This is a genomic window from Vreelandella stevensii S18214 (genome assembly GCF_000275725.1).
GTDB lineage: Bacteria > Pseudomonadota > Gammaproteobacteria > Pseudomonadales > Halomonadaceae > Vreelandella > Vreelandella stevensii.
The window spans coordinates 161,781-177,684 of the sequence record NZ_AJTS01000023.1; the positions used below are offsets into that span (position 1 = coordinate 161,781).

Consider the following 15,904-nt stretch of genomic DNA (forward strand, 5'->3'; position numbering starts at 1 on the left):
AAAACCAGAGATGAAGTGATCGCAAGCGCAGCATGGTAACAGATGCGGGCGGCCAGCGGAGCCGCCCGGGCTGTGGTTACCGTACCGGCAATCAGTAAACGGGGGTTTCCTGCCAGCCACCGCCCAGCGCCTTGAACAGCGTCGCCGTGGCTGCCAGCTGCTCACGGCGCGCATCGGCCTGGGCCAAACGGGCCGAGAGCAGGTTGCGTTCGGCCTCCAGGCGCTCCAGCTGGCTTACCTGCCCCTGGTCGTACATCAGCACGGCCAGCTCCCGGGTGCGGGCAACGGCCTCCAGCTGTTCGTCGATGGCGGCCAGCCGTCGCTCGCTGAAGTCGTAGCTGTAGAGCGCATCGCGCACTTCGTTGAAGGCGGTCAGCACGGTCAGGCGATACTGCGCTTCGGCCTGTTCGGCCAGCGCTTCGGCGCTTTCCACCCCGGACTGGCTACGACCGAAGTCGAACAGCGGCCCCATCACCGAGGCCCCGACGCCCCAGGTGCGGGCCACATCGCTGAACAGATCACTGGTGCTGGCGGCCGCAGTGCCCAAAAAGGAGCTGAGATTGAGCGACGGCAGGCGGTTGGCCTCGGCCACGCCGATCTGGGCGGTGGCCGCAATCAGCGCCGCTTCTGCCGAGCGAATATCGGGCCTGCGCTGGAGCATCGCCGACGGCATCACGGCAGGTATGCCCACCGGCTGGGCCAGGTCATCCAGCCGCGACGTGCCGGTGTCCAGGGTAGTCAGCAGCTCATCAGGGGACATGCCCACCAGCGTGCCCAGGGCCCCGCGCAGGGTTTCCACCTGCTGCTTGAGCGACGGCAGCTCTGCCTGCAGGTTGCGCCACTCGGCTTCGGCCTGGCGCAGTTCCAGTTCGCTGATGTCGCCATGCTCGAAGCGCAGCGCCTGAAGGCGATAGGTCTCCTGGTACGCGGCCAGGGTCTCTTCCATCAGCGCTTGCTGGGCTTCGGCACTTTTCAGGCTGACGTAGGTGGTGACCACGTCACCGATCACGCCCAGCTCGGCGGCGTCTCTGGCAAACAGGCTCTCCTGCAGGGCGGCCATGGCCGCCGCGCGCTGGTTGGCCAGCCGCCCCCACAGGTCGATTTCATACTCCAGGCTGGCGGCCAGGGAGTACTGATTATTGGTGGAGGTCAGCAGCTCCTGCACGGGCTGAACATCGATGGGCAGCGCCGCCCCCGGGGTGCGCTCACGGTTGGCTTCGGCCTGATAGCCCACGGTGGGAAAGCGCTCGGCATCGGCAAACCCCAGCTGGGCCCGGGCCTCGCGAATGCGCGCCAACTGAATCGCCAGTTCGAGATTGTCTTCGCTGGCGCGCTCGACCAGCCGGTTCAGCGCCGGGTCTTCGAAGCGCTGCCACCAACGGTGCCAGTCGTCACGGGCCTGCTGCTCCAGAGTGATATGGGCAGGCCAACTCTCCGGCAGCTCGATGTCGGGCGTTTGATACTCCGGGCCGACCGCACAGCCTGCCAGCAGCAAGGCCAGCGCTGAGGCAGTGGTGAACGGTTTGAGGCGGGGGCCCCACGGGCGATTCCTGTGCACGCTGATCATCCTTGCAGTTCGGGTGAATACCGATTTAGGGCGGCGTTTAACCAAACACCTGTTCGAAGTGGCTAAGAGTACCTATTATAGGAGACTAACGAAACAGGGGATACATCACACCACCGTGATCCCCCATTGACTTGCAGGGAGGCATTGAATGAGGTTCATCCGCAAGGGGAAGTGGCTACCCACTCTGGCCGGGTTGCTGGCATGCGTGACGTTATTGGCAGGTTGCAGAGACGCCGAAGAGCCCCCCGAGCCTCCGGCTCAGGTGGTCAAACTGTTTGAGACCGGCCAGCAGCAGGCCTTTTCGGGCCGTCGTTTCGTGGGTCGCGTCGATGCCGTGAGCACCGTCAATCTGGCCTTTCAGGTGGGCGGGCGCCTGACCACCTTTCCAGCCGTACAGGGCACCACGCTGGCCAAAGGCGAGCTGATCGCCCAGCTCGATCAAACCGATTACGCCTTGCAGGTGCGCGCCGCGGAAGCGGAATTGACCCAGGCCCGTCAGCATCTGCAGCGGCAGGAAAATCTGTATCGCCATAACGCCGTCTCCGCCTCGGTGCTGGAAGCGGCCCGCACTGATGCCGAGCTGGCCGCTACCCAGCTGGAGAGCGCCCGCCAGGAGCTGGCCTACACCTCATTGTACGCGCCCTTTGATGCGCTGATTGCCCGCCGCCTGGTGGAAAACCACACCACGCTGCCGCCCAATGCCGAAGTCGTCCGTATTCAGGACATCTCGGAGCTGCGCATTCGCATCAACGTGCCCGAAGCGCTGATGCAGCATCTCGATGGCGAACACGGTTTCAACGCCGAAGCCGAGATCGCCACGCTGCCCGGCGAGCGCATTGCGCTGGAGTACCGCGAACACATCACCGAGCCCGACGAGGTCGCCCAGACCTATCAGGTGGAGTTCGCGCCCGCCCAAGGCGAGCACCTGGTGGCGCTGCCCGGCACCACGGCCACCGTGTTCATCGAGCCCGCCGAGCGGCTGGTGTCCGGGGTGATGATGATTCCAGCCAGCGCCCTGGACACCACCGAGAGCGGTGATTTTCGCGTGTGGGTCTACGACCCCGACGAGGGCACGGTATCGCCCCGGGAGGTCACCGTGGGTGAGCTGAGCGACGACGCCGTGATGCTGGTGGCAGGCGTTCAGCCTGGCGAGTCGATTGCGGCGGCCGGGGTACACCTGCTGCGCGACGGCATGCGCGTCAAACCGCTGGATAACGCCCTCTAGGAGCCGCCATGAACATCGCCAAGCTGTCCATCGAACGGCCTCTCAATACCTGGCTGATCGTGGTGATCTGCCTGTTGGGCGGTATCTGGGGATTCAATACGGTGGGCAAACTCGAAGACCCCGCCTTCACCATCCCCAACGCCATCATCAATACGCCCTACCCCGGCGCCACCGCCGTGGAAGTGGAAGAGGAGGTCACCGAACGTCTGGAGCGCGCCATCCAGGAGATGGAGCAGATCGACGTCATCAAGTCGAAGTCGCTACCTGGGCGCTCGGAAATCCAGGTGGAAGTCCACTCCAGCTACCGCAGCCACGAACTGCCGCAAATCTGGGATGAGCTGCGCAACAAGATCAACGATGCCCAGGGCGACCTGCCCGAGGGGGTGCTGGGCTCCCAGGTCAACGACGATTTCGGTGAAGTGTACGGCCTTTTCTATGCGGTCACGGCCGATGGGCTCACCACGCGGGAGATCCGCGACATTTCGACGTTTCTTCAGCGCGAGCTGCTGGCAGTACCCGGCGTGGCCAGGGTGACCACCGCAGGCGAGCGGGAAGAGACCATCTACATCGACATCTCCAACGAGCGCCTGACCACCCTGGGCATTCCCATCAATCAGGTCATCAACACCATCCAGACCGAAAACGCTGTGGAAAACGCGGGCAGCCTGCGGGTAGGGGAACGCCAGGTGCGGCTGGTGGCGCGTAGCGACATCGACAGCACCGCGCTGATCGAAGCCATCCGCATCGGCCGCCCCGGCACCACCGAACAGGTGTCGCTGATGGATATCGCCACCGTCTACCGCGAGCCCAGCGACCAGCCCAACCAGCTGATTCGCTATAACGGCGAGGATGCCTTCACGCTCGGCATTGCGGGCGCCGCCAACGACAACATCATCGAAGTGGGCGAAGCCGTCGAAGCCCGCATGGAAGAGCTGAAAAGCCGCCTGCCGCTGGGCGTAGAGCTGCATCCTCTCTACGAACAGCACCATGTGGTCAACGATGCCATCAACGACTTCCTGCTCAACCTGGCCATGTCGGTGGCCATCGTGATCGGGGTGCTGTGCCTGGCCATGGGCTGGCGCATCGGCGTGGTGGTCGGCAGTACCCTGCTGCTCACCGTGCTGGGCACCCTGCTGTTCATGGGGCTGTTAAATATCGAGATGGAGCGTATCTCGCTGGGGGCGCTGATCATCGCCATGGGCATGCTGGTGGATAACGCCATCGTGGTCGCCGAAGGCATGGTCACCAACATCAAGCGCGGCCAGCGCGCCAAGGAGGCTGCAGGCAGCGCCGCCAAGCGTGCCCAGCTGCCGCTGCTGGGCGCCACGGTGATCGGCATCATGGCCTTTGCCGGTATTGGCCTGTCGGACGATGTCACCGGCGAATTTCTCTACTCGCTGTTCATGGTCATTCTGGTGTCCCTGATGCTGAGCTGGCTGCTGGCGATCACCGTCACCCCGCTGTTTGGCTACTACCTGCTGCGCCAAAAAGGCGACGACGAGGATCAGTCCGCTGACGAGCAGCAAGCAGGCGAGCACCAGCACGAGAACGAGGAGAACGAGGAGAACGACGACGAGCCCAGCAAGCGCGAGCTGTACGGCGGCTTGCTCTATCGCGCCTATCGCCGGGTGCTGCTGTTGGCACTGCGCATACGCATCGTCACCGTCAGCGCGCTGGTGCTGATCACCGCCGTGTGCCTGTGGGCCTTCAGCCTGATACCACAGTCGTTCTTTCCGGACTCCAACACGCCGCTGTTCTTCGTCAATGTGGAGCTGCCCCAGGGCACCGACATTCGCTCGACCGCCGACTACGCCGCCGATATCGAGGCGTATATCCTGGAGCAGGAGGACGTGGTATCGGTGGCCAGCTTCATCGGCCAGGGCGCTACCCGCTTCATGCTCACCTACGCCCCGGAGCAGCCCAACACCGCCTATGCCCAGTTCATCGTGCGCACCGAAGACCTGGACGCCATTCCCGCGCTGGACCAGCGCTTCTACCGAGAGCTGAACGAAGCGTTTCCCAGCGCGCAGGTACGCACCCAGCGGCTACAGTTCGGCCCAGGCGATGGTGCGGACATCGAGGCGCGCTTTCAGGGGCCCTCCCCGGAAGTGCTGCGCTCGCTGGCCGACCAGGCCCAGCGCATCATGGCCGACAGCCCCTACCTGATCGACCCGCGCACCGACTGGCGTCAGCAGGAGTTGGTGGTGCGGCCGCGCATCAACGAGGAGCGCGCCCGCATTGCCGGGGTCAGCCGTGAAGACATCACCCAGACCCTGCAGTTTGCCTCGTCGGGCATTCGGGCAGGCACCTACCGTGAGGGCGAGCACCTGCTGCCCATCGTCGCCCGCCCACCGGCGGCCGAACGGGACGATGTGGCGCTGCTGGAAAACCGCAACGTGTGGAGCGCCGCGCAGCAGCGCTTCGTGCCCATCAGCCAGGTGGTCTCCTCCTTCGATACCGATAGCGAGGAAGCGCTGATTCAACGCCGCAACCGGGTGCGCACGCTGACCGTCGGGGCCGACCCCGCCGAGGGCTATACCGCCGCCCAGGCGTTCGACGGCATTCGCGAAGAGCTCGAGGCCATGACGCTGCCACCGGGCTACCAGCTGAGCTGGGGAGGTGAACACGAGGATTCCGGCGATGCCCAGGAGGCGCTGGCCCAGCAGCTGCCCATCAGCCTGCTGGTGATGCTGCTGACCTCGATTTTGCTGTTTGGCAAGCTCAAGCAGCCGCTGATCATCTGGCTGGTGGTGCCCATGTCGGTGTGTGGCGTGGTGATTGGCCTGCTGGTAACCGGTCTGCCCTTCTCGTTTACCGCGCTGCTGGGCATGCTCAGCCTGTCGGGCATGCTGATGAAAAACGCCATCGTGCTGGTGGACGAGATCGACGGGCAGATCAAGGAGGGCAAGGCGCGCTTTTCTGCACTGGTGGACGCTAGCGTCAGCCGCTTGCGGCCGGTCTTTCTGGCCGCTGGCACCACTATCCTTGGCATGCTACCGCTGCTGGCCGACGCCTTCTTCAACAGCATGGCGGTGACCATCATGGGCGGTCTGGCGTTTGCCTCGCTGCTGACGCTGATTGCCGTACCCACCCTGTATGCCATGCTGTTCCATATCAGCAGCGATGAGGTCGAGTCCTGAGCAGGCGCGTTCGGCCCATGAGCGCTTTTTAGCCATCATGGGCCGGGGCCGGGGTCACTCGGCTCATCCTTTCGGGTAATAAAACTACAACTTAAGCTATAAATCGGCTTTTTATTGCCGTAAGGTCTCTATTATTGGCGCCATAAAATGTAAAATAACTACAAGATACTTTCACCGTCTCTACTCATGCAGAGGTTTCTATGCCTGGTTCAACGTCTGGTTCTACCCCCGCAGCCCTTCACCCCAAGGTCGCGGAAGTCACCCAACGCATTCGTGAACGCTCTGCCGAGCGCCGCGCCCTCTACGAGCGCCGCATGGCCGACCAGCACAAGCGTGGCGTGCATCGTGCCGAGCTCTCCTGCGGCAACCTGGCCCACGGCTTTGCCGCCTGTAGCCCGCAGGAGAAAGATTCCCTGAAGCTGATGAACAGCGCCAACCTGGGCATCATCTCGTCCTACAACGACATGCTGTCGGCCCACCAGCCGTTTGAAACCTTCCCGGAAACCATCAAGGCGGCGGCGCGGGCCATGGGTTCCACCGCGCAATTTGCGGGCGGCGTACCGGCCATGTGTGACGGCGTAACCCAGGGCCAGCCGGGCATGGAACTATCGCTGTTCTCCCGTGACCTGATTGCCATGGCCACGGCGGTGGGGCTGTCACACAACATGTTCGACGCCGCCATTTACCTGGGCGTGTGCGACAAGATCGTGCCGGGCCTGTTCATCGGTGCCGCACGCTTTGGCCATCTGCCCGCCATGTTCGTACCCGCAGGCCCCATGCCCAGCGGCCTGCCGAACAAGGAGAAAGCGCGCATTCGCCAGCTGTATGCCGAAGGCAAGGTGGGCCGCGAAGAGCTGCTGCAGGCAGAGTCCGACTCTTACCACAGCCCCGGCACCTGCACCTTCTACGGCACCGCCAACTCCAACCAGCTGATGATGGAAGTGATGGGCCTGCACCTGCCGGGCACGTCGTTCGTGAACCCCGGCACCGAGATGCGCGAAGCGCTGACCCGCTACGCCACCGAACAGACCATTCGCAATACCGAAGCAGGCGGCGAGTACCGTCCGTTCTACAAGCAGATCGACGAGCGCGCCATCGTCAATGCCGTGGTCGGCCTGCTGGCCTCCGGCGGCTCGACCAACCACACCATGCACCTGATTGCCATGGCGGCAGCGGCGGGCATCACCCTGAACTGGGACGACTTCACCGACCTCTCGGCGGTGACCCCCAGCCTGATGAAGGTGTACCCCAACGGCCAGGCGGACATCAACCACTTCCAGGCCGCAGGCGGCATGAGCTACCTGTTCCGTGAGCTGCTGGGCGCTGGCCTGCTCCACGGTGACATTCCCACCGTCTTCGGCACCGACCTGACCGCCTACACCCAGGAGCCCTTCCTGGAAGAGGGCAAAGTGGTCTGGCGCGAAGGCCCGGAGAAGAGCCTGGACGAAGAAGTGCTGCGCCCGGTCGCTACGCCCTTTGCCGCTACCGGCGGCCTGACCGTCATGAAAGGCAACCTGGGCCGTGGCGTGATCAAGGTCTCGGCGGTGGCCGAAGAGCACCGGGTGGTCGAAGCGCCGGTCAAGATCTTCGAAGACCAGAACGAAATGAAAGCCGCCTTCGAATCCGGCGAGCTGGACCGTGACGTGATTGTGGTGGTGCGCTTCCAGGGGCCCAAAGCCAACGGCATGCCCGAGCTACACAAGCTCACCCCGTTTTTGGGCGTGTTGCAGGACCGTGGCTTCAAGGTCGCGCTGGTCACCGATGGCCGTATGTCCGGTGCGTCGGGCAAAGTGCCTGCCTCCATTCACATGAGCCCGGAAGCGCTGGACGGCGGCCCGCTGGCCAAGCTGCGCGACGGCGACGTGGTGCGCCTGGATGCCAATGCCGGCAGCCTGGAAGCCAAGGTGGATGCCGCTACCTGGGCCGAGCGCCCGCTGGCCGTTGCCAATCTCGACCACTACCACGTCGGCCTGGGCCGCGAGCTGTTTGCGGGCTTCCGTCATCTCGCCATGCGCGGTGAAGAGGGAGCCGGTTCGCTGGGGGGCTTCGAAGCCGATGACCTGGCCCGCCAGCAAGATCAGATCTTTCAAGAGGACGCCTGATGCGACCGGCACTGATCGGTGATATTGGCGGCACCAACGCTCGCCTGGCGCTGGTAGCGCCTGGCGAGGTAACGCCCCACGATATCCTCAACCTGCCCTGCGCGGACTACCCCGGCGTGATCGAGGCGATTCAGGATTACCTCGCCCGCGTGGGCGCGACCGGGGATAACGCCCCCGAGGAGGCCTGCCTGGCCTTCGCCTGCCCGGTGCACGCCGAGCGGGTGAAAATGACCAACAACCACTGGGACTTTATGAAAAGCGACGTTCAGCAGGCGCTGAATTTGTCGCTGTTCAAGGTCATCAATGACTTCACCGCCCAGGCGCTGGGCGTGCCCCACGTGGGGGAAGATAATCTGGTGGAAGTGCAGCCTGGTGAAGCCCAGTCGCACTCGACCCGTTTGGTCATCGGCCCGGGCACCGGGCTGGGCGTGGCCGGGGTGTTTCCCGGCCAGCATGCCTGGATTCCGCTGCCCACCGAAGGCGGGCACGTCACCTTTGCGCCCACCGACACCACCGAGCGCGCACTGCTGGATGTTTTCCTGCAGCGCCACCAGCGGGTCAGCGTCGAGCGCATCCTGTGCGGCCAGGGGCTGCTGGAACTCTACCAGGCCCACTGCGCGCTGGAAGGCCAAGCGCCACGTTGCGAAACCCCCGCCGAGGTGACCCAGGCGGCCAATCAGGGCGACGCCCTGGCCACGGCCACCCTGCTGCGCTTTTTGAAAATCCTCGGCGACGTCTGCGGTGACGCCACCCTGACCATGGGCGCACGCGGCGGCGTATATCTGTGCGGTGGCATTCTGCCCCGGCTGCTGGCGTGGCTGCCTAAATGCGAACTGCGCGCCAGCTTCGTCAACAAGGGGCGCATGGGAGCGTACAACGCCGATATTCCGGTGTGGATCGTGACCCACCCGTGGACCGGCCTGCTGGGTGCCGCCGAAGCGCTGCATAACGAAGAAGTCTTTTAAACCGACGGAAACACGCCATGGCTGCTGTGACCTTTGACGTGCCGTTCGTACTCGGCATGATGCGCCTGCATGAAGCGCAAGAGATGCACCAGGCAAGCCAGCTGGCCGACTGGATCGAAGCCCGCCTGGAACAGGGCCTGCACTGGTTCGACCATGCCGACATTTACGGCAGCGGAGCTTGCGAAACGCTATTCGGCCAGGCGCTGCGTGCCCGCCCGGCGCTGGCCAAGCGGCTCCACGTTGTCACCAAAGCCAGCATTGCCAACGACAACCCGGCCGCGGGCTCCGGCAAGGTAAAGCACTACAATGCCAGCCCGGCATATCTCGGCCGGGCCATCGACGATGGCTTGAGCCGCTTGGGCGTCGAGCGCCTCGATCATTTTCTGATTCATCGCCCGGACCTGCTGATGGATGCCGAGGCCACCGGCCGTGTGCTGGACGATGCCATCGACGCGGGCAAGATTGGCGCGGCGGGGCATTTCCAACCACCTGCCCAGCCAGTGGCGCAGGCTGCAACGCCACATGCACCAGCCGCTGCGGGCCAACCAGATCGAGCTTTCCATTGCCCATAGCGCGCCGCTGTTCGACGGCAGCTTCGACGACCTGAACGCCGATGGCCATGCGCCCATGGCCTGGTCGCCACTGGCGGGCGGCCAGTTGATGCAAGGCGAGATCAGCCGCGTGCTGAACCGTTTGGCAGGCGAGCTTGGCAGCACCCCCGGCGCGCTGGCGCTGGCGTGGCTGCGCACCCTGCCCGGCCGCCCGGCGCCGGTGGTGGGCAGCGTTAAAGCGGAGCGCATTGCCGATATGCTCAATGGCCCGGAAGCCCTGCCCCGAGAAGCCTGGTACGAACTGCTTGAGGCGGCCCGCGGCCACTGCGTCGCTTGACGCGCTTGTTTCACATCCAATGCCAATAATGACAAGGAACGACCTATGACGCCAGTGATTGCTTTCGGTGAAGCCTTGATTGACATGCTCTCCAGCCGCCTGGGCGACGACACGGGGCCAGAGACCTTCACCCCCTACGCAGGCGGTGCGCCAGCCAACGTGGCGGTGGCCTGCGCCCGGTTGAGCGTACCCAGCCAGTTTCTGGGCATGGTGGGTGATGATACCTTTGGGCACTTTCTGATCCGTGAGCTGCAAAGCCACGGCGTGGACACCCAAGGCGTGGTGCTGACCCGGGAGGCCCGCACGGCGCTGGCCTTCGTTTCACGAGACAGCCATGGCGAGCGCACTTTCGACTTCTACCGCCCACCCGCCGCCGACCTGCTCTACCGCCTGGAGCACCTGCCCCACGGCGTGTTCGAGCAGCCTGCCATCGTGCACCTGTGCAGCAACAGCCTGACCGACCCGGAAATCGCCGACACCACCCTGGCCATTGCCGCCATGGCCAAGCGAGCGGGCTGCCTGGTAAGCGTGGATGCCAATCTGCGCCATAACCTGTGGGCGGACGGCTCGGCGGATGTGTGGCGGGTCACCGAGCTGATCGATAGCGCCGAGCTGGTGAAGGTCTCGCTGGAAGAGCTGGACTACCTACGCGGCGACCATCCCAGGCAGGCGTGGCTCGCCGAGCGCATGGCCGCCGGTGTGAAAGTCATCGTGATCACTGACGGCCCCCATGACGTGGTGCTGAAAGGCGTTGGTATCGAGCAGACCATCACCCCGCCCAGCGTGACGGCCGTGGACACCACCGCCGGTGGCGATGCCTTCATTGGCGGCCTGCTGGCGGAGCTTTCCCGGTTCGGCATCGGCACCAACTGGCATCAGGACAGCGCGTTTCTCAGCCGCGCGGTGGACATTGCCTGCCGCTGTGGCGCCCATGCCGTGACCCGACCCGGCGCTTATGCCGCCCTGCCCACCCACGCCGATATCGAAGCCCTGCGCGGCTCCGCAGGCTAGCCCTCAGCGTCGCCGGGCAGTCTACTCGGCGACGCTCTGAGTGAGGCCTTCCATGATCGCCACCCGACCGCTGACCAGGTTCAGCGTGGTCGGCTGACGGCGATGATCCACCAGGCTCACCTGGCTGATGCTGCGCTGCTCGGTGGCGCCCTCGATCAGCATTTCCAGCGTTCCGTGATCGCACCACCAGAGGATCTTGACGGTCAATCCATCGACGCTGCCCGCCGCATGGTCGCAGGCGAAGTGTTCATCGAAGGCGGCCTGGCCGTTACTGCCCTGGCGCGCATAGTGCAGCGCCGTCTGCGTTTCACCCGCCGACAGCCATAACTGCTGCTGGTAGCCCTGCTGCAGCGAGAGCGCCAGCCGCGTCCCCGGCTGCAGCGTCAGGGTCATCTGCCCCTGCACGGCCGTGCCTTCCGGCAGGGCGATACAGTGCTCCCCCACCGTTTGCAGCGAGCGAGGCGAGAGATGGCGGGGGGCGCCGAGCGCTCGAGCCGCCTCACGGGTGAAGCGCTGGTATAAGCGCACGCCGCGATGCGTTGCGCGCAGCGCAAGCTCCCTGGGCAGACTCATGGTGCCCCGCCAGCCCGCTTCAGGGGCATGGTTGGCGTACTGCCAATTGTTCAGCCACGCCAGCGCCAGCCGCCGCCCAGGGGTATTCGACCAGCTCTGCACCGCGTAGAAGTCCCGCCCTTCGTCCATCATCAGCACGCTATCCGGGGCGTTGTCATTGGTGAAACGCTGGCCGTCGAAATCACCCACAAAGTACTGGGTAAACGAGCCAAACGGGTTATCCGGCGTAGCACCAATGCCCACCACCAGCACCCAACGCGACGCGGGCTCATGGGGCTCGGCGCCTTCCACCGGTAGCTCGAACAGGTCCGGGCACTCCCAGGGGTGCTGGGTGTGCGCGCCCTCGCCCGCCCCAAAAGCGCTGGCAAACTGCCACGCCAGCAGGTTGGTCGAGGTATAGAAGTGAATCTCCTGCCCGCAGGCCAGCGCCATCACCCAGCGCTGGCTGGGGGCATGCCACACCACCTTGGGGTCGCGGAAATCCTTGAAACCGGGCGGCGGCAGGACGGGATCCCCCGCATAGCGCTGCCAGGTACGCCCCTTGTCGCGGCTGTACGCCAGGCACTGGGACTGCTGGTAATCCTGTGGGTCATCGGAGAGCACCTTGTGGCAGGTATAGAACGCCAACAGCCCAGGCTTGCCATCGAACAGCCCCGTGACATCGTGCTCATCCACCACGGCGCTGCCGGAAAAGCAGGCCCCTTCTTCATCGGGCGCCAGCGCAATGGGCAAATGCTGCCACCGGCACAGGTCACGGCTGACCGCATGCCCCCAGTGCATCGGCCCCCACTCGGTTCCCAAGGGGTGGTACTGATAAAACAGATGGTACTCGCCTTCGAAAAACACCAGCCCATTGGGATCGTTCATCCAGCCCATCGGCGGGGTGAAATGCACCACAGGCCGCTGGGGCTCAAAATCCGCTAACGTCATGCTTAAAACCTTAACTTAATCGGTCAACTTAATCGTTTAAGTTAGCGTATCACGACTCCCCTCCATGCGTACTCCTCCCCTTTAGGCGTAAGTATAAAAAAGTTCGTCGCATTCTGGCGTGAAAGCGAAGCAATTCCTGGTAAAGCGCGATGAACCTTGCTTATTGCGGAGGGCCATGTGAGACGGCCATGACCAGTGATGAACATCGGCGCGTGATGGATTCATTGGGCGACTGCCTGGGCAGGCACCAGTGCCGCCATCATCGCGGGCTAAAGCCCCCTCCAACAACAGCAAAGTGGCTGGGGTGGGGCCTGTGAATTCAGGATAGCCTGAGTAGTCACCTAAACCTGCCTGTGGGAGGCCAATTCATTGGGCGACTGCCTGGGCAGGCACCGATGCCGCCGTCATCGCGGGCTAAAGCCCCCTTATATGGACCCGTCCCGTTGAGCAAGCAAGCCATGAGATGGACACGGATGAGGACTGCACGCTTATATCCGGCCTTTGATGATAGCGCTGCTATCTGGCCCTGATGGAATGCGCACTCTCTGCTCTTAATCTCCCACGCGGCCTCTCATTGGGCCTCCGAGCTTTACAGAGTGACAGAGAGTCGGTCTTACCTGTGTGCCATCAATTGTCTTACTCACGCAACCTCGGGTGTGCTTACTTCACACAACAATATGACTTTTTTCCAAGGGCCTCGTCGAGGCAGCTGCCTCACTTTTCTATGCTTGATAAGTGCGTTGATGCGCAAGGATCGACCAGCAAATTCGCGCCATTTTGTTCGCCAGGGCCACAATCGCCTTACGCTGACCTACCCGTGCCGCCAATCGGATGATCCATTGCGCCAATCGGTCGGGGTGCTCTTGACGTTGAAATTGCCTCAACGCCGCTCTCGCTCCATGAACCAGTTGACGGCGCACCTCGCTATTGCCGCGTTTGGTAATGCTTTTCAGGACGTTCTTGCCGCCACTTGAGTACTGTCTTGGCACCAGGCCAATCGAGGCGCTAAATTGCCGTCCATTGGGGAAGCGCCGGGGATCCCCCATATGACTGAAGAGCAACGTGGCATTGACTGGACCAATGCCTGGCACACTCATCAGCTGCTTCACGCTGGGCGTGGCCTGGACATACGCGCCGAGCCGTTTATCGTATTCGGCGACGCGTGTGTCGAGTGCTTGCCACTCATCCAGGAGGTCATGCATGACATCGCATAAAGCCATACCCAGCTGAGTGTGACGCTCGTCGAGCAATCGGCGTATATCGCCTTGTCGGATGACGCGGTGGCCTTGGGCCACAATGATGCCAAACTCGTTTAACAGCCCACGCAACTCATTCCCAACGGCCGTCCGAGCGCGCACAAGGCGGCTGCGCACCCGGTGGAGGGCTTGTAGTGACTGTTGCTCCTGCGTTTTCACCGCCACGCGCCGTGTCGCCGGACGGGCTGCCGCTTCCGCAATACCGGCGGCATCACGCGCATCGTTTTTATGGCCTTGAATAAACGGTTTGACGGCCTGCGGGGGGAGCAGATGCGCCTCATGACCCAGCTGGCGGATTTCTCGCGCCCAATAGTGAGCGGAGCCACACGCTTCCATGGCCACGAGACAGGGTGGAAGGTTCGCAATCACTGTTCTCAACTGATCACGTTTGACCTTTTTGCTAAACACTTTATGACCACTGTCATCAACTGCATGAAGTTGAAAAACATGCTTGGCAAGATCAATACCCACAATGCTAATGTTGTTCATGGATGGATCCTCTTTCAAGATGCCGTCAGTGCCCTGCGCACGTTAGATGAAGTGCTTCTTCATCTTGGCACAGAGGGACGGGTCCATCCCATTTCCCACAACAGCAAAGTGGCTGGGGTGGGGCCTGTGAATTCAGGATAGCTTGAGTAGCCACCTAAGCCTGCCTGTGGGAGGCCAATTCATTGGGCGACTGCCTGGGCAAGCACCGGTGCCGCCATCATCGCGGGCTAAAGCCCTCCTCCCACAACAGCAAAGTGGCGGGGGTGGGGCCTGTGAATTCAGGATAGCCTGAGTAGTCACCTAAACCTGCCTGTGGGAGGCCAATTCATTGGGCGACTGCCTGAGCAGGCACCGGTGCCGCCGTCATCGCGGGCTAAAGCCCCCTCCCACTGGGTCATCTCCCACCGGGTCATTGCCCAGCCCACCTGTGGGAGGCCAATTGATTCACGCCAGTCAGCATAGAACCTAAAAAAAGCCCGAGCATGGCAACATGCTCGGGCAAACGTCCTGCTCACATGACCCGACATCAGTGAAGCAAGTGACGAGAGTGCTCGGTACGGTATTACGGTGTTAGCTGGCTACCCATCAGTGATGGAAACGCTCGGCGGCCTGGCGGGCCAGTTCGCGGATGCCGCCCCAATCTTCGGCGTCGACCATGGCTTTCGGGGTCAGCCAGGAACCGCCAACGCACATCACGTTGGGCAGCGAGAGGTAGGATTCAGCGTTGTCCACGGTGACGCCGCCCGTGGGGCAGAAACGTGCTTCCGGGATCGGCGCACCGAACGCCTTGATTGCCTTGGCACCGCCGCTGGACTCCGCGGGGAAGAATTTGAAGCGGCGGTAGCCGTACTGCCAGCCGGTCATCAGCTCGGAAATGGTAGAAACGCCCGGCAGCATGGGCACCGGGCTCTCGACGCCGTAGCGGTATAGCGCCTCGGTGGCCCCCGGCGTCACCACGAAATCGGCGCCGACCTGCTCGGCCTGGCGGTACTGGGCAGGCGTGAGCACCGTGCCGACACCAATGCTGGCCCCCGGTAGGGCTTCTTTCATACGCTTGATGGCTTCCAGCGCGCAGTCGGTGCGCAGCGTCACTTCCAGAACGCTCAGGCCACCCTCTACCAGCGCACGGCCCAGCGGCACAGCATCCTCGATGCGTTCGATGGTAATGACCGGAATGACTTCGGCCTTCAGGCAAATACTGTCCAGCTCGGCGGTGCGCGTTGAGGGTAACTGTTTATCGATGGTCATCAGTGAATCTCCAAGCAAATTGTTATTGGCGAAGGCCTGCCGTCAGGGCGCCCAGTAGATCGCCAGCGGGCAAGATAAAAAGGTGCGAATCGGCAGTGTCCGAACGTCGTCACCACTCATGGCGTTGGCCAATACGGCACGTTTGTCATCGCCGGTAATGTGCAGAATGTGGCGTTTTGCCTGATGCAGGCGGTCCGCCGAGAAGGTAATACGCGGCTGCGGCTGGCTGGGGGTGCGCACGGCAACCAGCGGCTCGTCGGTGGAGAGCGCCAGCCCCAGCTCCTGGCTATCCGGGAACAGCGAGGCCGTGTGGCCGTCTCCGCCCATGCCCAGAATCACCACGCTGGCGGGCCAGGCAAGCCCTGCCGTGGCCTCGGCCACGCTGGCTACGCCCTCTTCCGGCGTGCCGTGTGCCGAGGTCAACGGTACGAACGTAGCCGCTGCTGCTGGGCCTTGCAGCAGGTTGTCGCGCACCAGTTTGGCGTTGCTGTCGCTGCTCTGCTCATCCAC

12 protein-coding genes are annotated in these 15,904 nt (G+C 63.3%); 7 read left to right on the plus strand and 5 right to left on the minus strand.

Annotation, left to right across the window (positions count from 1 at the left end; all coding sequences use genetic code 11):
• Positions 1 to 91: 91 nt before the first annotated feature.
• Complete coding sequence (locus HSS18214_RS0104930; protein ID WP_016914192.1) at positions 92 to 1,558, minus strand: efflux transporter outer membrane subunit; 1,467 nt, start codon at positions 1,556 to 1,558, stop codon at positions 92 to 94.
• A gap of 157 nt (positions 1,559 to 1,715) precedes the next feature.
• Here HSS18214_RS0104930 and HSS18214_RS0104935 point away from each other — a divergent pair, with 157 nt between their 5' ends.
• The 7 genes from HSS18214_RS0104935 to HSS18214_RS0104960 all read left to right on the plus strand — a co-directional run bounded on the left by HSS18214_RS0104935 (position 1,716) and on the right by HSS18214_RS0104960 (position 10,898).
• On the plus strand, positions 1,716 to 2,792 hold the full coding sequence (locus tag HSS18214_RS0104935) for an efflux RND transporter periplasmic adaptor subunit (protein WP_016914193.1): 1,077 nt from the start codon (positions 1,716 to 1,718) through the stop codon (positions 2,790 to 2,792).
• An 8-nt stretch (positions 2,793 to 2,800) separates the two neighbouring features.
• Positions 2,801 to 5,932 carry an efflux RND transporter permease subunit gene (locus HSS18214_RS0104940; protein ID WP_016914194.1) on the plus strand — a complete coding sequence of 1,044 codons (3,132 nt, stop codon included), beginning with the start codon at positions 2,801 to 2,803 and terminating at the stop codon, positions 5,930 to 5,932.
• 200 nt (positions 5,933 to 6,132) lie between these two features.
• The gene (edd, locus tag HSS18214_RS0104945; protein WP_016914195.1) at positions 6,133 to 8,034 is read left to right on the plus strand and encodes a phosphogluconate dehydratase; all 1,902 of its coding nucleotides are present in this window, start codon (positions 6,133 to 6,135) and stop codon (positions 8,032 to 8,034) included.
• The gene (gene glk / locus HSS18214_RS0104950) at positions 8,034 to 8,999 is read left to right on the plus strand and encodes a glucokinase (protein ID WP_016914196.1); all 966 of its coding nucleotides are present in this window, start codon (positions 8,034 to 8,036) and stop codon (positions 8,997 to 8,999) included. Before edd ends, glk begins: the two co-directional genes overlap by 1 nt.
• A 17-nt stretch (positions 9,000 to 9,016) precedes the next feature.
• Positions 9,017 to 9,571, plus strand: coding sequence for an aldo/keto reductase (locus tag HSS18214_RS19715; protein WP_337459482.1), 555 nt, complete (start codon positions 9,017 to 9,019; stop codon positions 9,569 to 9,571).
• Positions 9,522 to 9,887 carry a hypothetical protein gene (locus tag HSS18214_RS19720; protein WP_337459483.1) on the plus strand — a complete coding sequence of 122 codons (366 nt, stop codon included), beginning with the start codon at positions 9,522 to 9,524 and terminating at the stop codon, positions 9,885 to 9,887. The genes HSS18214_RS19715 and HSS18214_RS19720 overlap by 50 nt, the downstream gene beginning before the upstream one ends.
• Positions 9,888 to 9,932: 45 nt before the next feature.
• Entirely contained in the window at positions 9,933 to 10,898 is a 966-nt protein-coding gene (locus HSS18214_RS0104960) for a carbohydrate kinase family protein (RefSeq protein ID WP_016914197.1), read from the plus strand.
• 21 nt (positions 10,899 to 10,919) lie between these two features.
• Here the strand turns inward: HSS18214_RS0104960 and HSS18214_RS0104965 are convergent, their stop codons facing one another.
• From HSS18214_RS0104965 to HSS18214_RS0104980, 4 genes are all read right to left on the minus strand, one after another.
• Positions 10,920 to 12,401: a glycoside hydrolase family 32 protein gene (locus tag HSS18214_RS0104965; protein WP_016914198.1), complete on the minus strand. Its 1,482-nt coding sequence runs from the start codon at positions 12,399 to 12,401 to the stop codon at positions 10,920 to 10,922.
• A gap of 722 nt (positions 12,402 to 13,123) precedes the next feature.
• A complete protein-coding gene (locus HSS18214_RS0104970) occupies positions 13,124 to 14,146 on the minus strand; it encodes an IS110 family RNA-guided transposase (RefSeq protein ID WP_016914199.1) in 1,023 nt (340 codons plus the stop codon).
• Between the two features lie 585 nt (positions 14,147 to 14,731).
• The gene (locus HSS18214_RS0104975) at positions 14,732 to 15,394 is read right to left on the minus strand and encodes a bifunctional 4-hydroxy-2-oxoglutarate aldolase/2-dehydro-3-deoxy-phosphogluconate aldolase (RefSeq protein WP_016914200.1); all 663 of its coding nucleotides are present in this window, start codon (positions 15,392 to 15,394) and stop codon (positions 14,732 to 14,734) included.
• Positions 15,395 to 15,436: 42 nt separating this feature from the next.
• The coding region (locus tag HSS18214_RS0104980; protein WP_016914201.1) for a 6-phosphogluconolactonase at positions 15,437 to 15,904 on the minus strand (468 nt) is incomplete at its 5' end.

Excerpts from the sequence above, each read along its gene's own strand:
- HSS18214_RS0104935 (WP_016914193.1), top strand. The coding sequence starts at position 1,716 with ATGAGGTTCATCCGCAAGGGGAAGTGGCTACCCACTCTGGCCGGGTTG.
- HSS18214_RS0104940 (WP_016914194.1), top strand. The coding sequence starts at position 2,801 with ATGAACATCGCCAAGCTGTCCATCGAACGGCCTCTCAATACCTGGCTG.
- edd (WP_016914195.1), top strand. The coding sequence starts at position 6,133 with ATGCCTGGTTCAACGTCTGGTTCTACCCCCGCAGCCCTTCACCCCAAG.
- glk (WP_016914196.1), top strand. The coding sequence starts at position 8,034 with ATGCGACCGGCACTGATCGGTGATATTGGCGGCACCAACGCTCGCCTG.
- HSS18214_RS19715 (WP_337459482.1), top strand. The coding sequence starts at position 9,017 with ATGGCTGCTGTGACCTTTGACGTGCCGTTCGTACTCGGCATGATGCGC.
- HSS18214_RS19720 (WP_337459483.1), top strand. The coding sequence starts at position 9,522 with ATGCACCAGCCGCTGCGGGCCAACCAGATCGAGCTTTCCATTGCCCAT.
- HSS18214_RS0104960 (WP_016914197.1), top strand. The coding sequence starts at position 9,933 with ATGACGCCAGTGATTGCTTTCGGTGAAGCCTTGATTGACATGCTCTCC.
- HSS18214_RS0104965 (WP_016914198.1), bottom strand. The coding sequence starts at position 12,401 with ATGACGTTAGCGGATTTTGAGCCCCAGCGGCCTGTGGTGCATTTCACC.
- HSS18214_RS0104970 (WP_016914199.1), bottom strand. The coding sequence starts at position 14,146 with ATGAACAACATTAGCATTGTGGGTATTGATCTTGCCAAGCATGTTTTT.
- HSS18214_RS0104975 (WP_016914200.1), bottom strand. The coding sequence starts at position 15,394 with ATGACCATCGATAAACAGTTACCCTCAACGCGCACCGCCGAGCTGGAC.